This is a genomic window from Paracidovorax sp., from assembly GCF_057642795.1.
Map to the genome: position 1 here is coordinate 61,754 of NZ_JBXYZY010000011.1, position 25,968 is coordinate 87,721.

At 69.1% G+C, this 25,968-nt stretch carries 26 protein-coding genes; 22 read left to right on the top strand and 4 right to left on the bottom strand.

Annotated features, from left to right (window positions below):
- Positions 1-39: 39 nt before the first annotated feature.
- The 8 genes from apaG (at position 40) to AC3A84_RS05790 (ending at position 8,963) form a co-directional block, all read left to right on the top strand.
- On the top strand, positions 40-447 hold the full coding sequence (gene apaG, locus AC3A84_RS05755; RefSeq protein WP_487968689.1) for a Co2+/Mg2+ efflux protein ApaG: 408 nt from the start codon (positions 40-42) through the stop codon (positions 445-447).
- On the top strand, positions 444-2,471 hold the full coding sequence (locus tag AC3A84_RS05760) for a site-specific recombinase (protein WP_487968690.1): 2,028 nt from the start codon (positions 444-446) through the stop codon (positions 2,469-2,471). Before apaG ends, AC3A84_RS05760 begins: the two co-directional genes overlap by 4 nt.
- 192 nt (positions 2,472-2,663) lie before the next feature.
- Positions 2,664-3,941, top strand: a complete 1,278-nt coding sequence (locus AC3A84_RS05765) for a cation:proton antiporter (protein ID WP_487968691.1) — start codon at positions 2,664-2,666, stop codon at positions 3,939-3,941.
- A complete protein-coding gene (locus AC3A84_RS05770) occupies positions 3,931-5,055 on the top strand; it encodes a YbdK family carboxylate-amine ligase (protein WP_487968692.1) in 1,125 nt (374 codons plus the stop codon). Before AC3A84_RS05765 ends, AC3A84_RS05770 begins: the two co-directional genes overlap by 11 nt.
- A gap of 212 nt (positions 5,056-5,267) precedes the next feature.
- A complete protein-coding gene (gene thiL / locus AC3A84_RS05775) occupies positions 5,268-6,245 on the top strand; it encodes a thiamine-phosphate kinase (RefSeq protein ID WP_487968693.1) in 978 nt (325 codons plus the stop codon).
- A 56-nt stretch (positions 6,246-6,301) separates the two neighbouring features.
- Positions 6,302-7,300 (top strand): ABC transporter ATP-binding protein, encoded by a 999-nt coding sequence (locus AC3A84_RS05780; protein WP_487968694.1) that lies wholly within the window; start codon positions 6,302-6,304, stop codon positions 7,298-7,300.
- Positions 7,297-8,157, top strand: coding sequence for an ABC transporter permease (locus tag AC3A84_RS05785; protein WP_487968695.1), 861 nt, complete (start codon positions 7,297-7,299; stop codon positions 8,155-8,157). The genes AC3A84_RS05780 and AC3A84_RS05785 overlap by 4 nt, the downstream gene beginning before the upstream one ends.
- A gap of 2 nt (positions 8,158-8,159) precedes the next feature.
- Positions 8,160-8,963 (top strand): ABC transporter permease, encoded by an 804-nt coding sequence (locus AC3A84_RS05790; RefSeq protein WP_487968696.1) that lies wholly within the window; start codon positions 8,160-8,162, stop codon positions 8,961-8,963.
- 10 nt (positions 8,964-8,973) lie between these two features.
- Here AC3A84_RS05790 and AC3A84_RS05795 read toward each other — a convergent pair whose 3' ends face one another.
- Positions 8,974-11,055, bottom strand: a complete 2,082-nt coding sequence (locus AC3A84_RS05795) for an esterase/lipase family protein (RefSeq protein WP_487968697.1) — start codon at positions 11,053-11,055, stop codon at positions 8,974-8,976.
- A gap of 115 nt (positions 11,056-11,170) precedes the next feature.
- On the opposite strand from AC3A84_RS05795, the gene AC3A84_RS05800 reads away from it, so the two are divergent.
- Together AC3A84_RS05800 and AC3A84_RS05805 are read left to right on the top strand one after the other, a co-directional pair.
- Positions 11,171-11,713, top strand: a complete 543-nt coding sequence (locus tag AC3A84_RS05800; protein WP_487968698.1) for a phosphatidylglycerophosphatase A family protein — start codon at positions 11,171-11,173, stop codon at positions 11,711-11,713.
- 35 nt (positions 11,714-11,748) lie between these two features.
- On the top strand, positions 11,749-12,249 hold the full coding sequence (locus AC3A84_RS05805; protein ID WP_487968699.1) for a CinA family protein: 501 nt from the start codon (positions 11,749-11,751) through the stop codon (positions 12,247-12,249).
- Positions 12,250-12,278: 29 nt separating this feature from the next.
- Here AC3A84_RS05805 and proC read toward each other — a convergent pair whose 3' ends face one another.
- The 3 genes from proC to AC3A84_RS05820 form a co-directional block, all read right to left on the bottom strand.
- On the bottom strand, positions 12,279-13,127 hold the full coding sequence (gene proC / locus AC3A84_RS05810; protein WP_487968700.1) for a pyrroline-5-carboxylate reductase: 849 nt from the start codon (positions 13,125-13,127) through the stop codon (positions 12,279-12,281).
- A gap of 81 nt (positions 13,128-13,208) precedes the next feature.
- Positions 13,209-14,702, bottom strand: coding sequence for a glycerol kinase GlpK (gene glpK / locus AC3A84_RS05815; protein WP_487968701.1), 1,494 nt, complete (start codon positions 14,700-14,702; stop codon positions 13,209-13,211).
- 189 nt (positions 14,703-14,891) lie between these two features.
- Positions 14,892-15,656 (bottom strand): DeoR/GlpR family DNA-binding transcription regulator, encoded by a 765-nt coding sequence (locus AC3A84_RS05820; protein WP_487968702.1) that lies wholly within the window; start codon positions 15,654-15,656, stop codon positions 14,892-14,894.
- A 237-nt stretch (positions 15,657-15,893) separates the two neighbouring features.
- On the opposite strand from AC3A84_RS05820, the gene AC3A84_RS05825 reads away from it, so the two are divergent.
- From AC3A84_RS05825 to rpsH, 12 genes are all read left to right on the top strand, one after another.
- Entirely contained in the window at positions 15,894-16,970 is a 1,077-nt protein-coding gene (locus AC3A84_RS05825; protein WP_487968703.1) for an ABC transporter ATP-binding protein, read from the top strand.
- 5 nt (positions 16,971-16,975) lie between these two features.
- Complete coding sequence (locus AC3A84_RS05830) at positions 16,976-18,049, top strand: ABC transporter ATP-binding protein (RefSeq protein ID WP_487968705.1); 1,074 nt, start codon at positions 16,976-16,978, stop codon at positions 18,047-18,049.
- Positions 18,050-18,110: 61 nt separating this feature from the next.
- A complete protein-coding gene (locus AC3A84_RS05835; protein WP_487968706.1) occupies positions 18,111-19,001 on the top strand; it encodes a carbohydrate ABC transporter permease in 891 nt (296 codons plus the stop codon).
- Positions 19,002-19,074: 73 nt separating this feature from the next.
- The gene (locus AC3A84_RS05840; RefSeq protein WP_487968707.1) at positions 19,075-19,887 is read left to right on the top strand and encodes a carbohydrate ABC transporter permease; all 813 of its coding nucleotides are present in this window, start codon (positions 19,075-19,077) and stop codon (positions 19,885-19,887) included.
- A 12-nt stretch (positions 19,888-19,899) separates the two neighbouring features.
- Positions 19,900-20,208, top strand: a complete 309-nt coding sequence (locus AC3A84_RS05845) for a DUF2160 domain-containing protein (RefSeq protein ID WP_487968708.1) — start codon at positions 19,900-19,902, stop codon at positions 20,206-20,208.
- 96 nt (positions 20,209-20,304) lie between these two features.
- Positions 20,305-22,038, top strand: coding sequence for an ABC transporter substrate-binding protein (locus tag AC3A84_RS05850; protein ID WP_487968709.1), 1,734 nt, complete (start codon positions 20,305-20,307; stop codon positions 22,036-22,038).
- 153 nt (positions 22,039-22,191) lie between these two features.
- Positions 22,192-23,784 carry a glycerol-3-phosphate dehydrogenase/oxidase gene (locus AC3A84_RS05855; protein WP_487968710.1) on the top strand — a complete coding sequence of 531 codons (1,593 nt, stop codon included), beginning with the start codon at positions 22,192-22,194 and terminating at the stop codon, positions 23,782-23,784.
- A 196-nt stretch (positions 23,785-23,980) separates the two neighbouring features.
- Complete coding sequence (rplN, locus tag AC3A84_RS05860; protein WP_092941747.1) at positions 23,981-24,349, top strand: 50S ribosomal protein L14; 369 nt, start codon at positions 23,981-23,983, stop codon at positions 24,347-24,349.
- 9 nt (positions 24,350-24,358) lie between these two features.
- Complete coding sequence (gene rplX / locus AC3A84_RS05865; RefSeq protein ID WP_092941687.1) at positions 24,359-24,679, top strand: 50S ribosomal protein L24; 321 nt, start codon at positions 24,359-24,361, stop codon at positions 24,677-24,679.
- A 9-nt stretch (positions 24,680-24,688) separates the two neighbouring features.
- Positions 24,689-25,228 carry a 50S ribosomal protein L5 gene (gene rplE / locus AC3A84_RS05870; protein ID WP_092941685.1) on the top strand — a complete coding sequence of 180 codons (540 nt, stop codon included), beginning with the start codon at positions 24,689-24,691 and terminating at the stop codon, positions 25,226-25,228.
- A gap of 8 nt (positions 25,229-25,236) precedes the next feature.
- Positions 25,237-25,542, top strand: coding sequence for a 30S ribosomal protein S14 (gene rpsN, locus AC3A84_RS05875; RefSeq protein WP_005793633.1), 306 nt, complete (start codon positions 25,237-25,239; stop codon positions 25,540-25,542).
- 20 nt (positions 25,543-25,562) lie between these two features.
- Positions 25,563-25,958: a 30S ribosomal protein S8 gene (gene rpsH, locus AC3A84_RS05880; RefSeq protein WP_005793636.1), complete on the top strand. Its 396-nt coding sequence runs from the start codon at positions 25,563-25,565 to the stop codon at positions 25,956-25,958.
- Positions 25,959-25,968: the final 10 nt, after the last annotated feature.

Sequence of the window (25,968 nt, forward strand, 5' to 3'; positions counted from 1 at the left end):
GTTGAGGTGGCTCCGTACTTACCCTTTACCATTGCCGCCATGCCCAAGTACCAGTTCCAGGCCGAAGTGCGGCCCGAATACCTGCCCGAGCAATCCGCCCCGGCGGAGGGCGTCTACAGCTTCGCCTACACCATCACCGTCACCAATACGGGCGAGGTGCCGGCCCAGCTCATCGCGCGCCACTGGATCATCAGCGACGCGCGCGGCCACACCGAAGAGGTCAAGGGCCTTGGCGTGGTGGGCCAGCAGCCCTTGCTCAAGCCGGGCGAGGCCTTCCAGTACACCAGCGGCTGCCGCCTGCGCACGGCCAGCGGCAGCATGCACGGCAGCTACCTGTGCGTTTCGGCCGACGGCGAGACCTTCGAATGCCCCATCGCGCTGTTCGTGCTCGAAGCCGTGGGTGGAGACGATGCCGGCCAGCCGCTGAGCGACCGGGTGCTGCATTGAGGCGGTCCCCCGTCGATCTGGGCCAGCTGCTGGCCGAACTGGACCCCGCCGCTCCGCTGGCGCAGCGCCATCTGCTGCTGATTTCGCTGCTGGACTGGGTGCGCGGCGACAGCCGTTCCGTCGAAGGCGCCCTGGGGCGCGTGGCGCTGATGGTGGAGGCCGTCGAGAAGGACGCGGCGCTGCAGGCCCGGCTGCAGGCCTGGTGGCTGGCGCTCATCCAGACCGTGGACATCACCACGCTGCTGGCCGACTTCGGCTTCGCGCCGCGCACGGCGCTCTTCAGCGAGATCGCCGAGCGCATGCGCTACAAGCTGCTGCCGGGCAGTCCGGAGACGATCGATGCCTCCGAGCTGTTCATGCTCGCCCTGCGCAGCGAATTCGACGCGCGCTGGCTGGCCGCGCTGGACGAGCCCCTGCTGGAACGCCTGCTGGCGGTGCTGGCGCCCGCCGAAGGGCCTGGGGCGACGCGCTGGCAGCGCTCGCTGCTCGATGCCATCACCTATTGCGCGGGGCAGATCCTCTCCACCGGCTTCGCCCCGGAGCTGCGCCTGCGCATGACCGATTCGGCCCGCGACGCGCAGCCCTTCCATGCGCTGATCCGCGACGTGGAGAGCCTGCGTGTGGAGGTGCTGCACCAGCTGCGCACCAGCGACCGGCTGGACGAGGCCGTGCTGCGGCTGCGCGAGCGGCTCGATGCCTGCCGAGCCGCCGCCTTCACCGTGTATTCGCACTTCGAGGACAACGGCATCTCTGTGGGCCTGGTGTTCCGCCTGCGGCAGCTGCGCGAGCGGATCCTGCGCGTGCGGGCGTTGCTGGACTGCCTGCTCTCGCCCACGCCTGCCGTCGCGGCGGCGCAGCTCATGGCGCGGCTGGTGAATGTGGGTATCGAACGCCGCAGCGTGCGCGCGCTGCTGGCCACCAATTCTTCGCTGCTGGCCGCCAAGGTGGCCGAGCGCAGCGCCGAGACCGGCGAGCACTACATCACCCGCACCGGCGCCGAATACAGCGCCATGGTGGCCAAGGCCGCGGGGGGCGGCTTCGTGATGGCCTTCACCACGCTGATGAAGTTCGGCATCGCCGCACTGGCGCTGTCGGCGTTCTGGTCCGGCTTCTGGGCGGGCGCCAACTACGCGTTGAGCTTCGTGCTCATCCAGCTGCTGCATTTCACCGTGGCGACTAAGCAGCCCGCCATGACGGCCCCCGCCATGGCCGCCAAGCTCAAGGACCTGCAGGACGACGCAGCCGTGGAGTCCTTCGTGGATGAGGTTTCGCACCTGGTGCGCTCGCAGGTGGCGGCCGTGCTCGGCAACGTGCTGGTGGTGTTCCCGGCCGTGGTCGGCATCACCTGGCTGATCGCCCATTTCAGCGGAGCGCCGGCCATCACTGCCAAGCAGGCCCAGCACGTGCTGCACGCGCAGCATCTGTTGGGGCCTTCGCTCTTCTTTGCCGCCTTCACGGGCGTGCTGCTGTTCGCCTCCAGCATCATCGCGGGCTGGGCCGAGAACTGGTTCGTGCTGCAGCGGCTGGATTCGGCCATGCGCTACAACCCGCGCATCACCCGGGTCCTGGGCAAGGCGCGTGCGGGGCGCTGGGCCCATTTCATGCGCGAGAACGTCTCCGGCTTTGCCGCCAACATTTCGCTGGGCTTCATGCTCGGGCTGGTGCCCGCGTTCGCGGCGTTCTTCGGTCTGGGGCTCGATGTGCGGCACGTCACGCTCTCTTCGGGGCAGATCGGCGCGGCCGCCACGTCGCTCGGCCTGGGCGTGCTGCACCTGCCGGCCTTCTGGTGGGCGGTGGCTTCGCTGCCGCTGATCGGCGCGTTGAACGTATCGGTGAGCTTCTATCTCGCCTTCCGCGTGGCGCTGCGGGCAGAGAACACCACGGTGGGCGAGCGCTCGCGCCTCTATCGGGCCGTACGTGCGCGGCTGCGCAGTGCGCCTCTGAGCTTCTTCATGCCGGTGCGTGGCCGCCGCGCGGATCCGGCGCAGGCCGCCATGCCTGGCCCAGGACCTTCCGCGGCCTGAACGGCGCGCTGGCCCTGCCATCGCCGTTGGTGTCCTACAGGGGCGCGGCATGCGGGGCGGGTAGATTCGGGCCTTTGCCGGGCCCCGCATGGACGCCCGGCCCGTGTGCCTTTTCCGAGCCGGCGGGGACAACGGGCGCCCCGGTGGCGCGCGGGCTGGCGTCGGGCGACAACCAAGAGGATTGACCAACAAATGAACGAGCTGATGAGCTTCTGGGCGCAGTGGTTGCGACCCTCGGCCGGACTGCCCACGGTGCAATGGTCGCTGCTGCTGGCCGTGGCCGCCGTTGCGGGCTACGTGGTGCAGCGGCAAACCGGCCTGCCGAAGGTGGTGGGCTATACGCTGGTGGGCACGGTGGTCGGTCTGCTGGGGTTCAGCGGCGTGGTGTGGCCGCTGCAGGGCATCGGCCTCTTCCTGCTGGAGCTCGGCATCTCGCTGGTGCTTTTCGAGGCGGGGGCGCGCATTCCGCTGCGCTGGTTCCGCCATAACCCCATGGTGCTGGTGCAGAGCCTGGCCGAATCCGCCTTCGCCTATTTCGCCGTGTACTGGGCGCTGATCTGGCTGGACGTGCCCGCGCGCGCGGCCGGCCCGCTGGCGCTGGTGGCCATGGCCGCATCGCCCGCCGTGCTGACCCGCGTGGTCAACGACACGCGCGCTGCCGGCCCCGTGACCGACCGGGCCATCGTGCTGGCCACCCTGTCCACGCTCTATGCGCTGACCCTGGGCAGCGCCCAGGCCGAACTCATCAACCGCCCGGCCGCGCGCTTCGCCGACACCATCTATCCGGTGATGGTGGTGCTGGGCGTCTCCGTCATCGTGGGGGGCGTGCTGGCGCTGGCGCTGCGCATGGCCCTGCGCTTCATGAGCCCGACCAGCGAGAACACCTCCATCCTGCTGCTTGCGCTGATCGCTGCGGCGACCACGGTGGCCTCGTTCATGGGCGGCTCGGCCCCGCTCGCGGCGCTGCTGGCGGGCATGCTGCTCAAGCAGCTCAATCCCCGCCCCTGGGCCTGGCCGCGCCAGCTGGGCACGGCGTCGTCGCTGTTGACCATGCTGATGTTCGTGCTCGTCTCCACGGTGGCCGCTCAGGCCGACTGGAGTGGGCCGGTGGCCGGCCTGGTGCTGGCCCTGATCGCCGTGCGCCTGGTGGCCAAGGCGCTGGGCGTGGCGGTGGGCAACGTGGGCAGCGGCGCCAGCTGGCGCCAGGCGCTCTGGGTCAGCTGCGCGATGACGCCGATGTCCGCCATCGCTTTGCTGATCGCATCGCAGTTCGCGATGGCGTCGGCCTCGACCGGCCAGCTCATCGCCCGGGTCGCGCTGCCGGCCATCCTGCTGATGGAGGTGCTGGGAGCGGTGATCGCCACGGTGGCCATCTACCGCGCGGGCGAAAGCTCCAAGCCGTGGGCCGCGCTCACGCGCACCGGCAGCGGTGCTTCCCCCACCACCGGAGACAACGCCCGTGAATCTTGAAGCCTTTCACCATTCCGAGCCCCTGACGCTGGGGGTCGAGCTGGAGCTGCAGCTCGTCAATACCCACGACTACGACCTCGCGCCCTATGCCGAGGACATGCTGCGCCTCATGGCCAAGCAGCCGCTGCCCGGCAGCGTGGTGCCCGAGATGACCAACAGCATGATCGAGATCTCGACGGGCATCTGCCATTCGGGCAGCGAGGTGCTGGGCCAGCTCACGCAGATCCGAGACGCGCTGGTCAAGAGCGCCGACAAGCTCAACATCGCCGTGGTCGGTGGCGGCACGCACCCGTTCCAGCAGTGGCACGAGCGCCGCATCTACGACAAGCCGCGCTTCCAGGAGCTGTCGCAGCTCTACGGCTACCTCTCCAAGCAGTTCACCATCTTCGGCCAGCACGTGCACATCGGCTGCCCGGGCCCCGACGAGGCGCTGCTGATGCTGCACCGCATGTCGCGCTACATCCCGCACTTCATCGCGCTGTCGGCCTCCAGCCCCTACGTGCAGGGGCAGGACACGGCCTTTGACTCCGCCCGGCTCAACTCCGTGTTTGCGTTCCCGCTCTCGGGCCGCGCGCCCATGGTGCTGACCTGGAAGGACTTCGAGGAGTACTTCGGCAAGATGACGCGCACCGGCGTGGTCAAGAGCATGAAGGACTTCTACTGGGACATCCGGCCCAAGCCCGAGTTCGGCACCATCGAGATCCGCGTGTTCGACACGCCGCTCACCATCGAGCGTGCCGCCGCGCTCTCGGCCTTCGTGCAGTCGCTGGGTGCCTGGTTCCTGGCTGAGCAGCCGTTCACGCCCAGCGAGGACGACTATCTCGTCTATACCTACAACCGCTTCCAGGCCTGCCGCTTCGGCATGGAGGCGGTCTATGTCGATCCGGCCACCGGCGATCACATGCCGCTGCGCGATCACATCCTGCACACCATCGACCACATCGCCCGCCATGCCGGCGCGCACGGCGCCTCGGGCGCGCTGCACATGCTGCGCAGCGAGGCGGCCGCCGGCCAGAACGATGCGCGCTGGCTGCGCGAGCGCCAGCGCGAAGAGCAGTTGCTGGCTGAGGTCAGTCGCCAGGCGGCGCAGCGTTTCCGCGGCGGGCCGGGCTGATTCGCCGGGCCGGCGCCCCTGCGCTGCGGGCGTGCCGGTCGGACGCGGGGGTGGCGGCCGCCATCCCGCTCTGCGCTCCGCGCGAGAGTTCGGGTGCTGCGTACCGCTGCGGGGGCGAGGGGCGATGTGCCTGGCTTCGCTCTTTGCCGGCTTGCGGCGCTTGTCGCGCGACGTTCGGGGGGAGCGTGCGCCCCACCCCTTATCCTCGGCCCATGGGTGAATTCGATCTGATCCGCCGCTTCTTCCAGCGGCCCGTGCGCCGCGCTGCGCTGGGCGTGGGCGACGACTGCGCGCTGCTGGCGCCCGCGCCCGGCATGCAACTGGCCGTTTCCAGCGACATGCTGGTGGAGGGCCGCCACTTCTTCGCCGACGTGGACCCCGCGGCCCTGGGCCACAAGGCGCTGGCCGTGAACCTGAGCGACCTGGCCGCCTGCGGCGCTAAGCCGCTGGCCTTCACGCTGGCGCTCGCGCTGCCGCGGGCCGATGCCGGCTGGCTGCAGCCCTTCGCCGCCGGCCTGCTGGCGCTGGCCGACGCGCACGGCTGCGAGCTGGTGGGCGGCGACACCACGGGCGGGCCGCTCAACATCTGCATTACCGTGTTCGGCGAAGTGCCGGCCGGCCAGGCCCTGCTGCGCAGCGGCGCGCAGGCGGGCGACGACCTCTGGGTGAGCGGCACGCTGGGCGATGCGCGGCTGGCGCTGGAGGCGCTGCAGGGCCGCATCGCCCTCGCGCCCGACGTGCTCGCCGCCACCCGCGAGCGGCTGGAGCGGCCCACGCCGCGCGTAGCGCTGGGGATGGCGCTGCGCGGCGTGGCGACCAGCGCCATCGACCTGAGCGACGGCCTGCTGGGCGACCTGGGCCACATCCTTGCCGCCTCGGGCGTGGGCGCCAGCATCGATGGGCCGATTGCTATGCAATTGATAGCTGCTGGCCGAGGCGGATCAAGCGCAGAAGCAGGATTCGATGGAGATTTGCTGCGCCAGTGCGTGCTGGCCGGCGGCGACGACTACGAGCTGGCCTTCACCGTGCCGCCCGCGCAGCGCAGCGCCGTGGAGGCTGCGGGCCGGCAGTGCGGCACGCCGGTCACGCGCATCGGCCGTATCGAGGCCGGCAGTGGCCTGCGGCTGCTGGATGGCCGGGGGGGCGAGCTGCCGGCGCAGGGCTGGGCCTCGTTCGACCACTTCGCCTGAAAGCCTGGCCGGGAATCCGGCACGGCAGCGGCGGCTTCGGATAGCATCGCGCCCCCATGCCGCAGCCACACATCGTCGTCCAAGACCTCGTCAAGACCTACCGCGTGGCCGAGCGCGCGCCCGGCCTCTGGGGGGCCGTGCGCGGCCTGGTGCAGCGCCGCCACCGCACGGTGGAGGCCCTCTCGGGCGTGTCCTTCGCGCTGGAGCGCGGCGAGCTGCTGGGCTTCGTCGGCCCCAACGGCGCGGGCAAGTCCACCACCATCAAGATCCTCGCAGGCATCCTGCGGCCCGACGGCGGCAGCGTGCGCGTCGATGGGCGCGACCCGTTCGCCGACCGCGAGCGGCACGTGGCCGGCATCGGCGTGGTCTTCGGCCAGCGCAGCCAGCTCTGGTGGGACCTGCCCGTGGAAGACGGCTTCGCGCTGCTGCGCGACATCTACCGCGTCGATCCCGTGCGCTTCAAGGCCACGCGCGACGAACTGGTGGCGCTGCTGCGGCTCGAAGGCGTGCTGGCCCAGCCCGTGCGCCAGCTGTCGCTGGGCCAGCGCATGCGCGCGGAGATCGCGGCGGCGCTGCTGCACGAGCCCTCCATCCTCTTCCTGGACGAGCCCACCATCGGGCTGGACGCGCCCTCCAAGCTCGCGGTGCGCGACTTCGTGCTGCGCGCCAACCGCGAGCGCGGCACCACCGTGCTGCTGACCACGCACGACATGCACGACATCGAGGCGCTGGCCGGCCGCGTCATCGTCATCGGCCACGGCCGTGTGCTGGCCGATGCGCCGCTCGACGCGCTGCGCGCCCAGGTGCTGGCCGAGCGCCGCCTGGTGGTGGACTTCGCCGGCCCTGTGCCGCAGTGCCTGGACCTGCCCGGCGTGACGGTGCAGGAGCGCGACGCCCAGCGCCTGGTGCTGGCCTTCGACCCCGCCGTGATCCCCGCGCCCGCGCTCATCGCCCAGGTGGCGGCGGCGTACGAGGTGGAGGACATCCGTCTGGAGGCCATGCCGATCGAAGAGGTCATCACCCGCTTCTACGCCCTGCACGGGGCCCACGAATGAGTGCCGGCGGCCTGGCCCGGCCCGCCCGCTGGCGGCCCTACGCGGCGGCGTTCAGCTCGCGCTTCCTGCAGATGCTGCAGTACCGTGCGGCGGCGCTGGCGGGCTTCGCCACGCAATGCTGGTGGGGCGGCATCAAGGTCATGGTGCTGGCCGCGTTCTATGCGGGCGCTTCGGGCAGCGCAGGCGGCGCAGCCGCCATGCCGCTGGCCCAGGCCATCACCTACACCTGGATCGCGCAGGGCCTGCTGGCGCTGCTGCCCTGGGCGGGCGACCCGGAGGTGGCGCAGGCCGTGCGCACCGGCTCGGTCGCGTACGACCGGCTGCGGCCGGTGGATGCCTATGGCTTCTGGTTCGCGCGCACCGCCGGCTGGATCGCTGCCCGCATGCTGCCGCGCCTGGGCTTGATGCTGTGCTTCGCGGCGCTGCTGCTGCCGCTGGCCGGCCATGGCGGCTGGGGCTGGCAGCCGCCCGCCGGGCCGCTGGCGGCGGCGCTCTTCGCCGTCTCGCTGGGGCTGGCGCTGCTGTTGTCTGCCGCGCTGGTGATGCTGCTCAACGTGGCCGCCACGGCGGCACTGGATGCGCGCGGCATCAACGCCTTCTCCGTGCCGGTCGTGGTGGTGCTCTCGGGCAACCTGCTGCCGCTCGCGCTCATGCCCGACGGCTGGCAGACCGTGCTGCTGGCACAACCGCTGGCCGGGCTGATGGACATTCCGGTGCGCCTGTATTTCGGCCGGCTGGCGGGCTGGGAGGCGGCGGCCGGCCTGGCGCTGCAGGCCTTCTGGGTGAGCGCGCTGGTGGTGCTGGGCCGCTGGACGCTGGCGCGCACGCTGGCGCGGCTCGACATCCAGGGAGGCTGACCATGGGCTCCTTCGCGCTCTTTCTACGCTTTGCCGGCGCGTCGCTCTCGGGGCAGATGCGCTATCCGGGCTCGGCCCTGCTGCTGACCGTGGGGCAGTTCCTCGTCACCGGCATCGAGGTGATCGCCGTGTGGGCGCTGTTCGACCGCTTCGGCGCCGTGCAGGGCTGGAGCCTGGGCGAAGTCGCGCTGTTCTATGGCCTGGTGAACGCCATGTTCGGCATCGCCGACGGCCTGGGCCGGGGCTTCGACGTGCTGGGCACCGAGCTGCTGCGCACCGGCGCGTTCGACCGGTTGCTGCTGCGCCCGCGCCCGCTGGCGCTGCAGCTCATCGGGCAGGACGTGCGCTTCAGTCGCCTGGGCCGGCTGCTGCAGGCAGCGCTGGTGATCGCCTTCGCCACCGCGCAGGCCGGCATCGCCTGGACGCCCGCGCAGGTCGCGCTGGCCCTCTTCGCGCTGGCCGGTGGCGTGGCGCTGTTCCTGGGCATCCTGGTGTTGCAGGGCGCGCTGGCGTTCTGGACGGTGGAGAGCCTGGAGATCGCCAACGTCTTCACCTACGGCGGCGTGGAGGCCGGCCAGTATCCGCTGGCGATCTACGCACGCTGGTTCCGGCGGCTGCTGACCTTCGCCGTGCCGCTGGCCGCCGTGAGCTACTACCCGGCGCTCGCCATCCTCGGACGGGCCGATCCGCTGGGTGCGCCGGCCTGGGTCGGCCGGGTGTCGCCGCTGGCGGGATTCGCTTTTCTGGCGCTGGCCTTCGTGGCCTGGCGGGCGGGGCTGCGCCGGCACGCTTCCACGGGCAGCTGAAGGCGCTGGATCAGCGGAGTTGCGGGGCCGGCGCGGCAGGCGCTGGAGGCGCGGCGCCGGGGCCTTCCTGCAGTTCTGCAGTCAGGATGCGGCGGATCTCCAGGATCGCGCGCGGATGCTCCTGCACGCTGTGGGACGAGGGCAGCACCAGCTCCGACGCGGCGCCCGGCAGGTGCGCGCTGGCGTAGGGCACGATGCCGTCGGAAGACTGCGCGAACGGCAGGTCCGGCGTGTCGTCGCCGAGGATGGAGTGATAGCGCAGCCCGGGGCGGAGGGGCAGATCCGCCGTCCAGCGGATGTAGTCGTCGCGGTCGCTCAGGTTGTCGATGCTGTTGGGAATGCCGATGGGGCCGGCCGCCCCCGTCTCGGGCGACACGGCGCGCGGCCGCAGCCGGCTCATCACCCGCGTGGCATCGCCCAGCTGCCGCACCATGCCGAGCGGCAGGGTGATGAGGTTGGCGGCCCAGCGCGCCAGCCGGTGGTTGGCGAAGGGCGTGCCCCGGTGCGGTGCGGCGATGAAGATGGCGTCGCTCACCTGCGGCAGCGGCGAAAAGCGCAGGTAGCGGTCCAGCGTCTTGCGGGTGTCGTCCGGGTGGGCCGCGCCGGGGGCGTCCGCGGACTCGTTCGGCGCGTCGTCGGGCGTTGTCTCGTCCGGCACTTCGTAGCGGGCCTGCAGCGCCTGCCAGAGCCGGTCGCCGGTCGATGACACGAGCAGGCGCGCCAGCACGCCGCCCATGCTGTGCCCGATCAGCGTGACGCGCTGCGACGCGCGCGCCGTGCCGGCCGGGTCGAAGTGGTGCAGCGTGGCTTCGATGGCCGTGGCGATGGTGTCGCGGTTCACGGCCAGCGGCGCGTTGGTGGGGTAGTACACCTGCCAGATCTGGTAGTTGCGGCGCAGCGCCTCGTCCCCCAGCACCTCGTTGGCGACGTTGATCCAGGCCTCGGGGCTGCTGGCCAGGCCGTGCAGCATGATGACGATGCGCCGGTCGGGGTCGTAGGGCTGCATCAGGTGGATGCGCGGGTGGTCGATGCCGCCGTTCAGGCCGAGCAGCGTGTCCAGCGCCTGCGTGGCGAAGCCCGAGCGCGCCAGCCAGAGCCCGTAGCCGGCGCTGAAGTTGGCGGCCAGCGGCACGGTGTGCCGGGCGATGCGTTCGGACGCGGCGCGGTACGGGTCGCGCAGCAGCACGCGGATGCGGTGCGTGGCCAGCACCTCGCGCAGGGTGTGGCCCTCGAAGATGAGCAGCGCGGTGACCGGCGGGTAGGGCATGGTCCTGAAGGGCTGCGGCTCCGAATGGGGCGGCGGGGCCTGCGGCTTGAGCCCCAGCACCAGTTCGGCCCCGAAGCCGTCGCGCCGGTAGATGTTGCGCAGGCCCGAGAAGCGCAGCGAGGCGGCGGGAATGATCTCCTGCACACGGTCCGGCTCCAGCCCGGCGCTGCGCAGCGAGGAAAAGTCCAGCTGCCAGGGGCCGATGGTGGCGGCCTGCGCGGCCTCTTCGCGGTCGCGGTCGGGGTTGTCGGGCGAGGCGTGGGCCTTGAAGAGCGCAGAGAGCGCCTGCTGCGCCGAGAAGTTGTAGTAGTCGCGCACCTGGGCCTGCCGGTCCTCGAAGGCGCGCTCGCCGGGCGAACGGGCGGTGAAGAACAGGTAGGCATAGGCGTGGCGGGCGGCCTCCAGCCACAGGCCCACCTGGGCGTCCAGAGCGGGCGCATCGGCCGCCGGGGCGCGCGCGCCGTCCTGGGCGGCGGCCAGCCAGACCTCCGACAGCGTGGCCAGCCGCTGCTCGTCGGTCAGTCCGGTGGATTCGCGCAAGGCCTGGCGGCAGGCGGGGGCGTCGCGCCCGCATTGCTTCTCGTCCAGGCCTAGCACGCGCAGCACCTCGTTGGCGGCGGGGCTGAGCGAGCCGGTGGTCAGCACGTCGCTGCGGCGCTGGCGCAGGTAGTCGGCCGTGGAGATCGAATCCACCTGCACGCCCGCACAGCCGGACAGCAGGGCGACCAGGCAGGCGAGCGCGCCCCGGTGGAGCAGCCAGTGCCAGGGCCCATGGAGCGGCGCCGGGCGGATCAGTAGCGGCAGAAGAGGGGCGGCAGGGCGCATGGCGGGCGATTGTGCCGTCCACCGCTGCTAGCATTGCCGCGCCGCAGCCACCGCCCTGTTCCTGCCCCGGTCTCTCGCCTTCGGCGCCCGGGGCCTGCCGGCCATCGAACGCTCCATGACGCCACCGCTCCCTCCCTCAGCCCCTTCGTCCGCCGCCGCCTCGCCCCAGGCGCTGCGGCGCTTCCTGTTCATGCACCCCGCGCATTTCATCGCCCTGGGCTGCGGCAGCGGCCTGGCGCGTGTGGCCCCCGGCACCGTGGGCACCGCCTGGGGCTGGCTGGCCTACCTGGCGCTGCAGGCCTGGCTGCAGCCGGCCGCCATCGGCCTGGTGATCGCTGCGTCGCTGGTGGTGGGCTGGTGGGCCTGCACGGTGGCGGCGCGGCACCTGGGGGTGTCGGACCCGGGCTGCATCGTCTGGGACGAGATCGTCGCCATCTGGATCGTGCTCTGGCTGGCCATGCCCATGGGCTTCTGGGGGCAGCTCGCGGCGTTCGCACTGTTCCGCTATTTCGACGCCGCCAAGCCCGGCCCCGTGCGCTGGGCCGACAGCTGCTTCAAGGGCTTCGGCTGGCGCGGCGGCTTCGGCATCCTGTTCGACGATCTGGTGGCGGCCTTCTGCGCGCTGATGGTCATCGCCATCTGGCGGTGGTTCTGGTGATGGTGCCTGGCAAAATGCTATCGAATGAGGAGCGCATGGCGCGCTCTGCGCCTGCGCTGCCGGCCGATTGGGCTCATATCGCGCGCCTGCTGGCCGCGCGCGGCTGGATGCTGGCCACCGCCGAGAGCTGCACGGGCGGCCTGATCGCCGCCGCCTGCACCGACCTGGCCGGCTCCAGCACCTGGTTCGAGCGCGGCTTCGTCACCTATTCCAACGCCGCCAAGACGGAGCTGCTGGGCGTGCCGCCCGAGCTCATCGCCGCCCATGGCGCGGTGAGCGAGCCCGTCGCCCGCGCCATGGCCGAAGGCGCCGCGGCGCATTCGCCGGCCCAGGTGGCGCTGGCCGTCACCGGCGTGGCGGGCCCTGGCGGCGGCAGTGCCGACAAGCCCGTGGGCACGGTGTGGTTCGGCTGGCGCGTGGGCGGGCAGACCTTTGCCGAGCGCTGCCGCTTCGACGGGGACCGTGCCGCGGTGCGGTCGCAGACGGTGGCGCATGCGGGGCGCCGGCTGGCGGACCTGCTGCTGGCGGCTGCCTAGGCCGGGCGCGGACGCGGCCGGTGGCGGCCTCAGCGGCCGAATTCGTCGCCCAGTTCCCTGGCGCGGTCCCGCGCGGCCTGCAGGGCGCGCGCGAAGCTCTCGGCCATGCCGCTGTGCTCCATGGCCGTGATGGCCGCATAGGTCGTGCCGCCCTTGGAGGTGACGCGCTGGCGCAGCACGGCGGGCGATTCGCCTGCGCGGCGCGCCAGTTCCGAAGCGCCGGTGAAGGTGCCCACGGCCAGGCGGTGCGCCTGCTCGGCCGAAAGGCCCATGTCCACGCCGGCACGCGTCATGGCTTCGAGAAAGAAGAACACATAGGCCGGCCCCGAGCCCGAGAGCGCGGTGACGGCGTCGAGCTGCGCCTCCTGCTCTACCCACAGCAGCTCGCCGGTGCTGGCGAGCGTCTCATCGACCAGCGCGCGGTCGGCGGCGGTGATGGCCGGGCGGGCGAAGAGGGCGGTCATGCCCTGGCCGATGAGCGCGGGCGTGTTGGGCATGGTGCGCACGATGCGGTCGCTGCCCAGCCAGGCGGCGATGCTGTCCGAGCGGATGCCGGCCGCCACGCTCAGGTGGACGGCGCCGGGCGCGGTGTGCGGGCGCACGGCGGCGGCGGCGTCCTTGAAGGTCTGCGGCTTGACGGCCCAGACCACCAGGCCGGCGCGCTGTAGCGCGGGGCCGGCGGCCTCCTGCGCCGTGACGCCGTGCTGCTGCAGCAGGGCGGCACGGGCCTCGGCCCAGGGTTCCACCACCTCGATGCGGCGGGCCGGCACGCCCTGGCGGATCAGCCCGCCGATGATGGCGCTGGCCATGTTGCCGCCGCCGATGAAGGCGATGGCGGGTTGCGACGAGGTGGGGGCTTGGGCGGAGGCGTCGGTCATGGTGCGGTCGTTGCAGGCGAGTGGGAAAAGGCTGCGCCGGATGGTAGCGCCTGCCTGCGCCTGCGCCCGGCCGCGCAGGGATCAATCCAGCGTGGCCTGCCGCACTGCGTGCTCCCACTGCGCCATCAGCTCCTGCGCGCGCGCGGGCGCCAGCGTGGGGATGAAGCGCCGCTCGGCGCGCCACAGGGCCGATAGGTCGCCCGTGCCGCCATAGACGCCGCTCGACAGGCCGGCCAGGTAGGCCGCGCCCAGGGCGGTGGTTTCCACCACGGCGGGCCGCACCACCGGAATGCCCAGCAGGTCGGCCTGGAACTGCATCAGCAGGTCGTTCACGCAGGCGCCGCCGTCCACGCGCAGTTCGCTCACCGGGGCGCCGCCGGCGGCCACGGCGTCGCGGCTCATGGCCAGCAGCAGCGCGGCGCTCTGGTAGGCGATGCTCTCCAGCGAGGCGCGGGCGATGTGCGCCAGCGTGGTGCCGCGCGTCAGGCCGGTGATGGTGCCGCGCGCCTCGGGCTTCCAGTAGGGCGCGCCCAGGCCGGTGAAGGCCGGCACCATCATCACGCCGCCCGAATCGGGCACGCTTTCGGCGAGCGACTGCACCTCGCTGCTCGACGAGATGGCGTGCAGCCCGTCGCGCAGCCACTGCACCACGGCGCCGCCCACGAAGACGCTGCCTTCCATGGCGTATTCGGGGCGCGCGGTGGGCTGTGCTGCGGCGGTGGTGATGAGCCCGTTGGCCGAGGCCTGGAAGCGGTCGCCCGTATGCATCAGCAGGAAGCAGCCGGTGCCGTAGGTGTTCTTGGCCATGCCGGCCGTGAAGCAGGCCTGGCCGAAGAGCGCGCTCTGCTGGTCGCCCGCCACGCCGCCCACGCGGATGGCGTGGCCCAGCAGGTCCGGGGCCACGTCGCAGAAGTGGCTGGCCGAGGGCTGCACGGCGGGCATGAGCGCGCGCGGAATGCGCAGGAGCGCCAGCAGCTCGTCGTCCCACTGGTTGGTGTGGATGTTGAAGAGCATGGTGCGCGCCGCGTTGGTCACGTCGGTCACATGCACCTGGCCGTGCGTGAGCTGCCAGATCAGCCAGCTGTCCACCGTGCCGAAGGCGAGCTCGCCGCGCTCGGCCTGTTCGCGCGCGCCGGGCACGTGGTCCAGCAACCATTGCAGCTTGGTGGCCGAGAAGTACGCGTCCACCCGCAGGCCGGTCTTGGCGTGGATGGTGGCCTCGTGGCCGTCCGCCCGCAGCTGGGCGCAGGCGGGCTCGGCGCGGCGGTCCTGCCAGACGATGGCGTGGTGCACGGGCTGGCCGGTGCGGCGGTTCCAGAGCACCGTGGTCTCGCGCTGGTTGGTGATGCCGAGGGCGCGCACCTCGCGGGCATGGATGCCGGCGCTGGCCAGCGCCTGGCGCGCCGTCGCCAACTGGGTGTGCCAGATCTCCAGCGGGTTGTGTTCCACCCAGCCGGGCTGGGGGTAGATCTGCGGCAGCTCCTGCTGCGCCTGCGCCACGATGTGGCCGTGCTCGTCGAAGACGATGCTGCGGGAGCTGGAGGTGCCTTGGTCGAGTGCGAGCAGGTAGGTCATGGTGAGATCCGGTATGGGAGGGGCGTCATGCGCCGGGCATGGGGCGTTGCGCGGGGTGCAGGCGCGGCCCCGCCCAGCAACCGCTGCGCAAGGGCCGCCCCGCCGCGCCGGCGGTGTCCCCCTTCCCGCAGGGCGCAGCCCTGCGAGAGAAAGGGGAAGGCGCGCAGCGCCTCAGGGGGATGTTCTTCATCACGCGGCGACGATGCAGTCCACGCCGGCTTCGCGCAGCAGGGCGGGGAAGGGCTCGGGCGGCGGCGCGTCGGTGAAGAGGCGCCCGATCTGGGCCAGCGTGGCGGCCTGCACCATGGCGGCGCGGCTGAACTTGCTGTGGTCGGCGGCCAGCCACACCTCGCGGGCCTGGGCGATGATGGTCTGCGCGACCTTCACTTCGCGGTAGTCGAAGTCGCGCAGCGTGCCGTCCGCTTCGATGCCGGAGATGCCGATGAGCGCGATGTCCACGCGGAACTGGCGGATGAAGTCCACCGCCGCCTCGCCCACGATGCCGCGGTCGCGCGAGCGCACCACGCCGCCGGCCACGATGACCTCGAATTCGGGGTTGCCGCTCAGGATGGCGGCCACGTTCAGGTTGTTGGTGATGACGCGCAGGCCCCGGTGCTGCAGCAGTGCCCGGGCGATGGCCTCGGTGGTGGTGCCGATGTTGAGGATCAGCGAGCAGTCGTTGGGCACCTGGCTGGCCACGGCACGCGCGATGCGGACCTTGCCGTCGGCATGCAGCGTCTCGCGCTGCGTGTGGGCCAGGTTCTCGACGGTGGACATCGGCACCCGCACGCCACCGTGGAAGCGCCGCACCAGGCCCAGTTCGGATAGCCGCTGCACGTCGCGCCGCACGGTCTGCAGCGTCACGCCCAGCGTGTCGGCCAACTGCTCGACGGTAGCGGACTGGCGGGCCCGCACCTCTTCAAGCAGGCGCAGTTGGCGGGGGTTGGTGTTCACGGGATAGGACGCAATGGAAGGAGCGGAGGGGCCAGAGGATAGGCAAAGCCGGCAGGTGCAGCGCAAAGCCGTGGGCGTGACTCTAAAGCGAACGAAAACGAACTGATTCAGGGTAAACCTTGATTCGATGCGATCAAAAAAGAACAAAAATGATCGGAATCGAACAACGACGACTGACTGCGTCCGCCATGGTTGATGGCGCGGCGGTTGCACGAACAAAAAAGAAGGGGTCGCTGCATGCAGCTGGCACTGGAGAACATCAGCAAAAAGGTAGGCGCCCAGACCTGGCTGTACGACATGGACCTGGCGTTGCACAGCGGTGCGGTCACGGTCCTGCTGGGCGCCACGCAGGCGGGCAAGACCAGCCTGATGCGCATCATGGCCGGGCTCGACACGCCCACGGCCGGGCGCGTGCTGGTCGATGGCGCCGACGTGACCGGCATGCCCGTGCGCGAGCGCAACGTGGCCATGGTCTATCAGCAGTTCATCAACTATCCCTCGATGACGGTGGCGGCGAACATCGCCTCGCCCCTGAAGCTGCGCGGCGAAAAGCACATCGACGCCCGGGTACGCGAGCTGGCCGAACGCCTGCATATCGACATGTTCCTCAAGCGCTTGCCGGCCGAGCTCTCCGGCGGCCAGCAGCAGCGCGTGGCGCTGGCGCGCGCCTTGGCCAAGGGCGCGCCGCTGATGCTGCTGGACGAACCCCTGGTCAACCTCGACTACAAGCTGCGCGAGGAACTGCGCGAAGAGCTCTCGCAGCTCTTTGCCGCCGGCCAGTCCACCGTGGTCTATGCCACCACGGAGCCGGCCGAAGCCCTGCTGCTGGGCGGCTACACCGCCGTGCTGGATGAGGGCCGGCTGCTGCAGTACGGCCCCACGGCCGAGGTCTTCCACCGGCCCTGCTCGCTGGACGTGGCCCGCGCCTTCAGCGATCCGCCCATGAATCTGCTGCCCGCGCAGGCCGCAACCAGCGGCGTGCAACTGCAGGGCGGCCCGCTGCTGGTCGTGCACCTGCCGGCCGAGTCGGCAACGGGCGCGCTCACCGTCGGCCTGCGCGCCAGTGCCCTGCGCGTGCAAGCCCGCCCGGGCGATCTGGCCGTACACGGCACGGTGGAGCTGGCCGAGATCTCCGGCTCCGACACCTTCGTCCACGCATCCACCGCCGTGGGCAGCCTGGTGGCTCAGCTCACGGGCGTACACCACTTCGAACTCGGAGCTCCCCTGGCGCTGTATCTGGACCCGCAGCAGGTCTATGTCTTCGGCGAAGGCGGCCAGCTCGCCCGCGCCCCCGAGCGCCGCAAAGGGAACTGACTGACATGGCACGCATCCACCTGGACCTGGCGCATTCGTACCGCCCCAATCCGCAGCAGGACAGCGACTACGCCCTGCTGCCGCTCAGCATGGAGTTCGAGGACGGCGGCGCCTATGCGCTGCTGGGCCCCTCGGGCTGTGGCAAGACCACCATGCTCAACATCATGTCGGGCCTGCTCGTGCCCTCGCACGGCCGGGTGCTGTTCGACGGGCGCGACGTCACCCGGGCGAGCCCCCAGGAACGCAACATCGCGCAGGTGTTCCAGTTTCCGGTCATCTACGACACCATGACCGTGGCCCAGAACCTGGCCTTCCCGCTCCAAAACCGCAAGGTGCCCGAGGCGCGCATCCGCCAGCGCGTGGGCCAGATCGCCGAGATGCTGGAGATGAGCCACCAGCTGGACATGCGCGCGGCCGGCCTCTCGGCCGACCAGAAGCAGAAGATCTCGCTGGGCCGCGGCCTGGTGCGCGAGGATGTGGCTGCCGTGCTCTTCGACGAGCCGCTCACCGTGATCGACCCGCACCTGAAGTGGCAGCTGCGGCGCAAGTTGAAGCAGATCCACCACGAGCTCAAGCTCACGCTGATCTACGTCACCCACGACCAGGTGGAGGCGCTCACCTTCGCTGATCAGGTAGTGGTGATGACGCGCGGGCGCGCCGTGCAGATGGGCACGGCGGCCGAACTCTTCGAGCGGCCCGCGCACGTCTTCGTGGGCCACTTCATCGGCTCGCCAGGCATGAACTTCCTGCCCGCGCAGGCCGCAGGCGGCCAGCTCCAGGTGGCCGGCATGGCCCTGCAGGGCGCACCCGCCAGCGTGCCCGACGGCCCGCTGCAGGTCGGCATCCGCCCCGAGTACCTGGCGCTCGCCGACGCCCACCAGAGCGGCGCGCTCGCCGCCACCGTGGCCCAGGTGCAGGACATCGGCACCTACCAGATGCTCACCGCGCAGGTGGGCGAGCACACCCTCAAGGCCCGCTTTGCTCCCGAGGCGGCCCTGCCCGCGCCGGGCCAGACCGCCTGGCTGCAGGTGCTGGGCCCGCACACCTGCTACTACCGCAACGAGGAGCTGCTGGCATGAGCGCCGCGCCGGGCCGCCCCAAGCCAGCTCGCGCCGCAGTGCGCAGCACGGAGGTTATTGAATGAGCACCACCACCAAGCCCGTGAACCAGAAGGCCTGGTTCCTGATCCTGCCCGTCATCGTCTGCGTGGCCTTCTCGGCCATCCTGCCGCTCATGACGGTGGTCAACTACTCGGTGCAGGACATCATCTCGCCCGAGCGGCGCGTGTTCGTCGGCACCGAATGGTTCGCCGCCGTGATGCGCGATGAGGAGCTGCACGGCGCGCTGCTGCGCCAGATCGGCTTCTCCCTCTCCGTGCTGCTGGTGGAGATCCCGCTGGGCATCTGCCTGGCCCTCGCCATGCCCGCGCAGGGCTGGAAGTCGTCGGCCGTGCTGGTTACCGTGGCCCTCTCGCTGCTCATCCCCTGGAACGTGGTGGGCACCATCTGGCAGATCTACGGCCGCGCCGACATCGGCCTCATGGGCCGGGCCCTGCAGCAGTTGGGCATCGACTACAGCTACACCGGCAGCGAGACCCAAGCCTGGCTCACCGTGCTGCTGATGGACGTGTGGCACTGGACGCCGCTGGTGGCGCTGTTGGCCTTCGCCGGCCTGCGCTCCATCCCCGACGCCTATTACCAGGCCGCGCGCATCGACGGCGCCAGCAAGTTCGCCGTCTTCCGCTACATCCAGCTGCCCAAGATGCGCGGCGTGCTCATGATCGCCGTGTTGCTGCGCTTCATGGACAGCTTCATGATCTACACCGAGCCCTTCGTGCTCACCGGCGGCGGGCCGGGCAACGCCACCACCTTCCTCTCCCAATACCTCACCACCAAGGCCGTGGGCCAGTTCGACCTCGGGCCGGCCGCCGCCTTCTCGCTGATCTACTTCTTCATCATCCTGCTGCTGTGCTTCGTGCTCTACAACTGGATGCAGCGCGTGGGCACCCAGCAGCCCGAGGTGGAGCGGTAAATGATGTCTATGGTCAAAAACGCCCGCAGCGCTGATATTTGCTGCGCTGATAGCTATGAAAAGGATAGTAGCCATGTCTGAGCGCCGCTTCCGCAAGCGCACGATCTTCCTGCTGGCCTATCTGGTCTTCGCCCTGCTGCCCATCTACTGGATGGTCAACATGAGTTTCAAGACCAATGCGGAGATCCTGTCCACTTTCACCTTCTGGCCCCAGCACTTCACCTGGGACAACTACAAGACCATCTTCACCGACGAGTCCTGGTATTCGGGCTACATCAACAGCCTGATCTACGTGGCGATGAACACGGTGATCTCGCTCACCGTGGCGTTGCCAGCGGCCTATGCCTTCAGCCGCTACCAGTTCATGGGCGACAAGCACGTCTTCTTCTGGCTGCTGACCAACCGCATGACGCCGCCGGCCGTGTTCCTGCTGCCCTTCTTCCAGCTCTACACCACGGTGGGGCTGATGGACACGCACATCGCCGTGGCCCTGGCGCACCTTTTGTTCAACGTGCCGCTCGCCGTGTGGATCCTGGAGGGTTTCATGAGCGGCATTCCGCGCGAGATCGACGAGACCGCCTACATCGACGGCTACAGCTTCCCGCGTTTCTTCCTCACCATCTTCCTGCCGCTCATCAAGGCCGGCGTGGGGGTGGCGGCGTTCTTCTGCTTCATGTTCAGCTGGGTGGAACTGCTGCTGGCGCGCACCCTCACGAGCGTGAACGCCAAGCCCATCGTGGCAACCATGACGCGCACGGTCAGCGCATCGGGCATGGACTGGGCGACGCTGGCCGCTGCCGGCGTGCTCACCATCGTGCCCGGCGCCATCGTCATCTGGTTCGTGCGGCACTACATCGCAAAAGGCTTTGCGATGGGCCGGGTCTGAAAGGAATAAGCCATGTTTGATTGGATGGCCTGGACCACGCCCGTCGCGGTCTTCTTCGTGTGCATCGTGCTCATGCTCCTCGGGATGGCCGTGTGGGAGGCCAAGTCCCCCACCACCCTGCGCCGGGGCTTCCTGCCCATCGCCACCACGCGTGGCGACCGGCTCTTCATCGGCCTGCTCTCGGCGGCCTACATCAACCTGATCTTCGTGGGCCTTGGCGCGAAGTTCGTCGAGTGGTTCAAGCTGGAGCAGGAGCCTTCCGTCTGGATCAGTTTCGTGCTCTCCATGGCCGTGCTGGCACTCGTCATGCGCCGGGGCTGATTTGTTTCGCAGGCCGGCGGCCCCCCGTTCCCCGGGGCTGTCGGCTGATTCGCAATGGCAGCAGGGGACATTCACATATCCAACGAGGAGACAGTCATGAAGATGCGTTTGACCGCCCTGGCGTTCGCCGCCACGGCCTTGATGATCGGGCAGGGCGCCTGGGCCGGCGAGGCCGAGGCCAAGAAGTGGATCGACAGCGAGTTCCAGCCTTCGACCCTCAGCAAGGACCAGCAGATGGCCGAGATGAAGTGGTTCATCGAGGCCGCCAAGAAGCTGCAGGCCAAGGGCGTGAAGGACATCTCGGTCGTCTCCGAAACCATCACCACGCATGAATACGAATCCAAGACGCTGGCCAAGGCGTTCGAGGAGATCACCGGCATCAAGGTCAAGCACGACCTGATCCAGGAGGGCGACGTCGTCGAGAAGCTGCAGACCTCGATGCAGTCGGGCAAGTCGATCTACGACGGCTGGATCAGCGACTCCGACCTGATCGGCACGCACTACCGCTACGGCAAGATGATGAGCCTGACCGACTACATGGCGGGCGACGGCAAGGAGTGGACCAACCCCGGGCTGGACCTGAAGGACTTCATCGGCGCCAAGTTCACCACCGCCCCCGACGGCAAGCTCTACCAGCTGCCCGACCAGCAGTTCGCCAACCTCTACTGGTTCCGCGCCGACCTGTTCGATCGCAAGGATCTCAAGGACAAGTTCAAGGCCAAGTACGGCTACGACCTCGGCGTGCCACTCAACTGGAGCGCCTACGAGGACATCGCCGAGTTCTTCTCCAACGACGTCAAGCAGATCGACGGCAAGCCCATCTACGGCCACATGGACTACGGCAAGAAGGACCCGTCCCTGGGCTGGCGCTTCACCGATGCCTGGCTCTCCATGGCTGGCGCCGCCGACATCGGTACGCCCAACGGCCTGCCGATCGACGAGTGGGGCATCCGCGTCGCGGACGACAAATGCACCCCGGTGGGCGCCTCGGTGTCGCGCGGCGGCGCCACCAACTCGCCGGCCGCTGTCTATGCGCTGACCAAGTACGTGGATTGGATGAAGAAGTACGCGCCCAAGGAAGCCCTGGGCATGACCTTCACCGAAGCTGGCCCCGTTCCTGCACAGGGCCAGATCGCCCAGCAGATCTTCTGGTACACCGCCTTCACCGCCGACATGGTCAAGCCCGGTCTGCCCGTGGTGAACGCCGACGGCACGCCCAAGTGGCGCATGGCCCCGGGTCCCAACGGCCCCTACTGGAAGCCGGGCATGCAGAACGGCTATCAGGACGTGGGATCGTGGTCCTTCTTCAAGGGCCATGATGCCAACAAGACGGCCGCCGCCTGGCTCTATGCCCAGTTCGTGACCGCCAAGACCACCTCGCTGAAGAAGACCCTCGTGGGCCTGACGCCGATCCGCGAAAGCGATATCCAGTCCAAGGCCATGACCGATGCCGCGCCCAAGCTGGGCGGACTGGTGGAGTTCTATCGCAGTCCCGCCCGCGTGGCCTGGTCGCCCACCGGCACCAACGTCCCCGATTACCCGAAGCTGGCCCAGCTCTGGTGGAAGAACGTGGCCCAGGCCGTGACGGGTGAGAAGACACCGCAGGGCGCCATGGACAGCCTGGCAGGCGAGATGGACGACGTCATGGCCCGCCTGCAGCGCGCCGGCATGGCGCACTGCGCGCCCAAGCTCAACCCCAAGAGCGACCCCGCCAAGTGGCTGAGCGACAAGCAGGCCCCCTGGGCCAAGCTGGGCAACGAGAAGCCCAAGGGTCAGACCATCGCCTACGACAAGCTGCTGCAGGCCTGGAAGGACGGCAAGACCCGTTGACCGGGGCAGGGCGGGGAAGAGGGGCGCATAGCGCCTTCTACCCCGCCGCTGGCCTGCGATGGGCGCGCCGCCGTCCCATCGTCTTTGCCTCGGCGGCAGAAAAATTAAGGGTTTACCCTTAAATTCAACGCGACCAATGGACAATCCCACCCCATGAACCACGCTCCTGTCACTCCGCTGCCGACCATTCGCGCCGATCTGCTGGCCCGCCTCGCCGAGCCGGTCGCCTACGATCTGGCGGTGATCGGCGGCGGGGCGACCGGGCTGGGGGTGGCGCTGGACGCCGCCACCCGTGGCTACCGCGTGGTGCTGGTCGAGTCGCATGACTTCGCCAAGGGCACCTCGTCGCGCGCCACCAAGCTGGTTCACGGAGGGGTACGCTATCTCGCCCAGGGCAATATCTCCCTGGTGCGCGAAGCCCTGCACGAACGCACCACGCTGCTGCACAACGCCCCGCATCTGGCGCAGCCGCTCGCCTTCGTGATGCCTTCCTACAAGTTCTGGGAGACGCCTTTCTACGGTGTCGGCCTGAAGATGTATGACGCTCTGGCCGGCAAGGCCGGCCTGGGTGCCACCGAATTCCTGGGCCGCGCGGAAGCGCTGCGCTGCCTGCCCACCGCACGACCCGAGGGGCTCAAGGGCGGTGTCAAATACTGGGACGGCCAGTTCGACGATGCGCGCCTGGCGCTTGCTCTGGCGCGCACGGCCGCCGCCCATGGCGCGCTGCTGGTCAACTACTGCCCGGCCCGCGAGCTGATCCATGAAGCCGGCAAAGTGACCGGTCTGGTCTGCGAAGATGCCGAAACCGGCCGCCGCTTCGAGATCCGCGCCACCTGCGTGGTCAACGCCACCGGCGTGTGGGTAGACGGCCTGCGCCAGCAGGACGGCGAGGCCACCGGCAACCCGGTGCGGCCCATGGTGGCGCCCAGCCAAGGGGTGCACATCGTCGTCGACCGGGACTTCCTGCCCTCCGATCATGCGCTGATGGTGCCCAAGACGGCCGACGGCCGCGTGCTCTTCGCCGTGCCCTGGCTGGGCAAGCTCATTTTGGGCACCACGGACAGCCCGCGCCAGGACCTCGCGCGAGAGCCCGTCGCCCTGCACGAAGAGGTCGCCTTCATCCTGGGCGAGTCGGCGCGCTACCTGAGCCGAGCGCCGCAGGCCGCGGACGTGCGCAGCATCTGGGTGGGCCTGCGCCCCCTCGTCAAACCTCAGGACGACGATGGCAACACCAAGGCCATCAGCCGCGAGCACACCGTGGCCGTGGGCCGCAGCGGCCTGGTCACCGTCACCGGCGGCAAATGGACCACCTACCGGGCCATGGCCGAAGACGTGTTGCAAAAATGCGTCGAAGAGCATTTGCTGGCCCCGCGGGCTGCATCGCGCACCAGCGACCTGCCCGTAGTGGGCGCGCCCGATGCGTCGGTGCCGCAGCGCCTCTGCGACGCGCAGGGCCTGCATTCCTATGGCACCGAGGCGGGCCTCGTTGCCGACCTGCCCGGGGCGGGCGTGGAGCTCGCACCTGGCTTCACCGAGGCGATGGTGCGCTTCGCAGCCCGCCATGAATACGCCCGCACGGTGGAAGACGTGCTGGCGCGCCGATCGCGCATGCTGTTCCTGGATGCCCGGCTGGCTACCTCGCTGGCGCCCGCCGTGGCGGGCCTGCTGCAGGACGAACTGGGCGCAGACCCCCAGCTCGGCGCATTCTTGGCGCTTGCGCAACAGTACGCCCACGTCCCTGCTTGACGTGGGTCTTGACTCTTTCCCCGCGTTTTGCCACAATCGAGGGCTTCGCGTTAAAAGACGCGGAGTTTCTGCCCAGACGGAAGCGCTGCAAATGGTTTGCGGTGTGGACGACGGGCCCAAGACTGACTGGCTGATTTCAGCCCTTGAGAAGTTCTCTGGGGCTGGCGATCCTCTGGTGCAAGTTGGGAATATTGAAATGATCCAGACAGAAACCCGGTTAGACGTCGCCGATAACACCGGCGCGAAGTCCGTCCTGTGCATCAAAGTGCTGGGGGGCTCCAAGCGTCGCTACGCCAGCGTGGGCGACATCATCAAGGTCAGCGTGAAAGAAGCCGCTCCCCGTGGCCGCGTCAAAAAAGGCGAGGTTTACAGCGCAGTGGTGGTTCGCACGGCGAAGGGCATTCGCCGCGGCGATGGCTCGCTCGTCAAATTCGACGGCAACGCAGCTGTGTTGCTGAATGCAAAGCTGGAGCCCATCGGCACCCGCATCTTTGGCCCCGTGACGCGTGAACTGCGTACCGAGCGGTTCATGAAGATCGTGTCCCTGGCTCCCGAAGTTCTCTGAGGACTCGCCATGAACAAGATTCGCAAGGGCGATGAAGTGATCGTGCTCACCGGGCGCGACAAGGGCAAGCGCGGCACTGTGACGCTGCGCCACGATGATTCCCATGTGGTCATCGAAGGCATCAACACGGTCAAGAAGCACGTCAAGCCGAACCCCATGAAGGGTTCCACTGGCGGCATCGTGGAAAAGTCCATGCCTATCCACCAATCGAATGTGGCCATCTTCAATGCGGCTACCGGCAAGGCCGATCGCGTTGGCATCAAGGTGCAAGCGGATGGTTCGCGCGTTCGCGTGTTCAAGTCCAGCGGCGCTGAAATCAAGGCGGCGTAAGGAGTCAACATGGCACGACTGCAACAACACTACCGCGAAAAGATCGTTCCCGAACTCACCAAGCAGTTCGGCTACACGTCGTCGATGGAAGTTCCTCGTCTGACCAAGATCACCCTGAACATGGGTGTGAGCGAAGCTGTTTCCGACAAGAAGGTCATGGACAACGCCGTGGCTGACCTGACCAAGATCGCCGGCCAGAAGCCCGTGGTCACCAAGGCCAAGAAGGCTATCGCTGGTTTCAAGATCCGCGAAGGCCAGGCCATCGGCTGCATGGTCACCCTGCGTGGCGTTCAGATGTATGAGTTCCTGGATCGTTTCGTGACCGTGGCTCTGCCCCGCGTCCGTGACTTCCGTGGTATCTCTGGCCGCGCTTTCGACGGCCGTGGCAACTACAACATCGGCGTCAAAGAACAGATCATCTTCCCTGAAATCGAGTACGACAAGGTTGATGCCTTGCGCGGTCTCAATATCAGCATCACCACGACGGCCAAGACCGACGAAGAAGCCAAGGCGCTTCTCGCAGGCTTCCGTTTCCCCTTCAAGAACTGAGGCAGCGTATGGCTAAAGTAGCTTTGATCCAGCGCGAACTGAAGCGCGAAAAACTGGCCGCCAAGTACGCCGCCAAGTATGCCGAGCTGAAGGCTATCGCCGGCGACGCCAAGCGTAGCGATGAAGAGCGTGATGCGGCCCGCCTGGGCCTGCAGAAGCTCCCCCGCAACGCCAACCCCACGCGCCAGCGCAACCGTTGCGAAATCACCGGTCGTCCCCGCGGTACGTTCCGCCAGTTCGGTCTGGCTCGCGCGAAGATCCGTGAACTGGCATTTGCCGGCGACATCCCTGGTGTCACCAAGGCCAGCTGGTAAGCAGGCAGGAGAGATACAACATGAGCATGAGTGATCCCATCGCTGACTTGCTGACCCGCATCCGTAACGCGCAGATGGTGTCCAAGGCCACCGTGCTGGTGCCTTCTTCCAAAGTGAAGATCGCCATCGCGCAAGTGCTGAAGGACGAGGGTTATATCGACGGCTTCCAGGTCAAGACCGAAGCCGGCAAGTCCGAACTTGAAATCGCACTGAAGTACTACGCCGGCCGTCCGGTGATCGAGCGCATCGAGCGCGTGAGCCGTCCTGGCCTGCGCGTGTACAAGGGCCGCGACTCCATCCCCCAGGTCATGAACGGCCTGGGCGTTGCCATCGTCACCACCCCCAAGGGCGTGATGACGGATCGCAAGGCACGTGCCACCGGCGTCGGCGGCGAAGTGCTTTGCTACGTCGCTTAACCGTGGCATC

Coding starts and splice junctions, on each gene's coding strand:
- AC3A84_RS05850 (WP_487968709.1), top strand. CDS start 20,305: ATGAAGATGCGTTTGACCGCCCTGGCGTTCGCCGCCACGGCCTTGATG.
- AC3A84_RS05800 (WP_487968698.1), top strand. CDS start 11,171: ATGACGCCACCGCTCCCTCCCTCAGCCCCTTCGTCCGCCGCCGCCTCG.
- AC3A84_RS05845 (WP_487968708.1), top strand. CDS start 19,900: ATGTTTGATTGGATGGCCTGGACCACGCCCGTCGCGGTCTTCTTCGTG.
- AC3A84_RS05835 (WP_487968706.1), top strand. CDS start 18,111: ATGAGCACCACCACCAAGCCCGTGAACCAGAAGGCCTGGTTCCTGATC.
- thiL (WP_487968693.1), top strand. CDS start 5,268: ATGGGTGAATTCGATCTGATCCGCCGCTTCTTCCAGCGGCCCGTGCGC.
- AC3A84_RS05765 (WP_487968691.1), top strand. CDS start 2,664: ATGAACGAGCTGATGAGCTTCTGGGCGCAGTGGTTGCGACCCTCGGCC.
- AC3A84_RS05855 (WP_487968710.1), top strand. CDS start 22,192: ATGAACCACGCTCCTGTCACTCCGCTGCCGACCATTCGCGCCGATCTG.
- AC3A84_RS05790 (WP_487968696.1), top strand. CDS start 8,160: ATGGGCTCCTTCGCGCTCTTTCTACGCTTTGCCGGCGCGTCGCTCTCG.
- rpsN (WP_005793633.1), top strand. CDS start 25,237: ATGGCTAAAGTAGCTTTGATCCAGCGCGAACTGAAGCGCGAAAAACTG.
- AC3A84_RS05780 (WP_487968694.1), top strand. CDS start 6,302: ATGCCGCAGCCACACATCGTCGTCCAAGACCTCGTCAAGACCTACCGC.
- rplE (WP_092941685.1), top strand. CDS start 24,689: ATGGCACGACTGCAACAACACTACCGCGAAAAGATCGTTCCCGAACTC.
- AC3A84_RS05785 (WP_487968695.1), top strand. CDS start 7,297: ATGAGTGCCGGCGGCCTGGCCCGGCCCGCCCGCTGGCGGCCCTACGCG.
- AC3A84_RS05840 (WP_487968707.1), top strand. CDS start 19,075: ATGTCTGAGCGCCGCTTCCGCAAGCGCACGATCTTCCTGCTGGCCTAT.
- glpK (WP_487968701.1), bottom strand. CDS start 14,702: ATGACCTACCTGCTCGCACTCGACCAAGGCACCTCCAGCTCCCGCAGC.
- AC3A84_RS05805 (WP_487968699.1), top strand. CDS start 11,749: ATGGCGCGCTCTGCGCCTGCGCTGCCGGCCGATTGGGCTCATATCGCG.
- rpsH (WP_005793636.1), top strand. CDS start 25,563: ATGAGCATGAGTGATCCCATCGCTGACTTGCTGACCCGCATCCGTAAC.
- AC3A84_RS05830 (WP_487968705.1), top strand. CDS start 16,976: ATGGCACGCATCCACCTGGACCTGGCGCATTCGTACCGCCCCAATCCG.
- rplX (WP_092941687.1), top strand. CDS start 24,359: ATGAACAAGATTCGCAAGGGCGATGAAGTGATCGTGCTCACCGGGCGC.
- rplN (WP_092941747.1), top strand. CDS start 23,981: ATGATCCAGACAGAAACCCGGTTAGACGTCGCCGATAACACCGGCGCG.
- apaG (WP_487968689.1), top strand. CDS start 40: ATGCCCAAGTACCAGTTCCAGGCCGAAGTGCGGCCCGAATACCTGCCC.
- proC (WP_487968700.1), bottom strand. CDS start 13,127: ATGACCGACGCCTCCGCCCAAGCCCCCACCTCGTCGCAACCCGCCATC.
- AC3A84_RS05795 (WP_487968697.1), bottom strand. CDS start 11,055: ATGCGCCCTGCCGCCCCTCTTCTGCCGCTACTGATCCGCCCGGCGCCG.
- AC3A84_RS05825 (WP_487968703.1), top strand. CDS start 15,894: ATGCAGCTGGCACTGGAGAACATCAGCAAAAAGGTAGGCGCCCAGACC.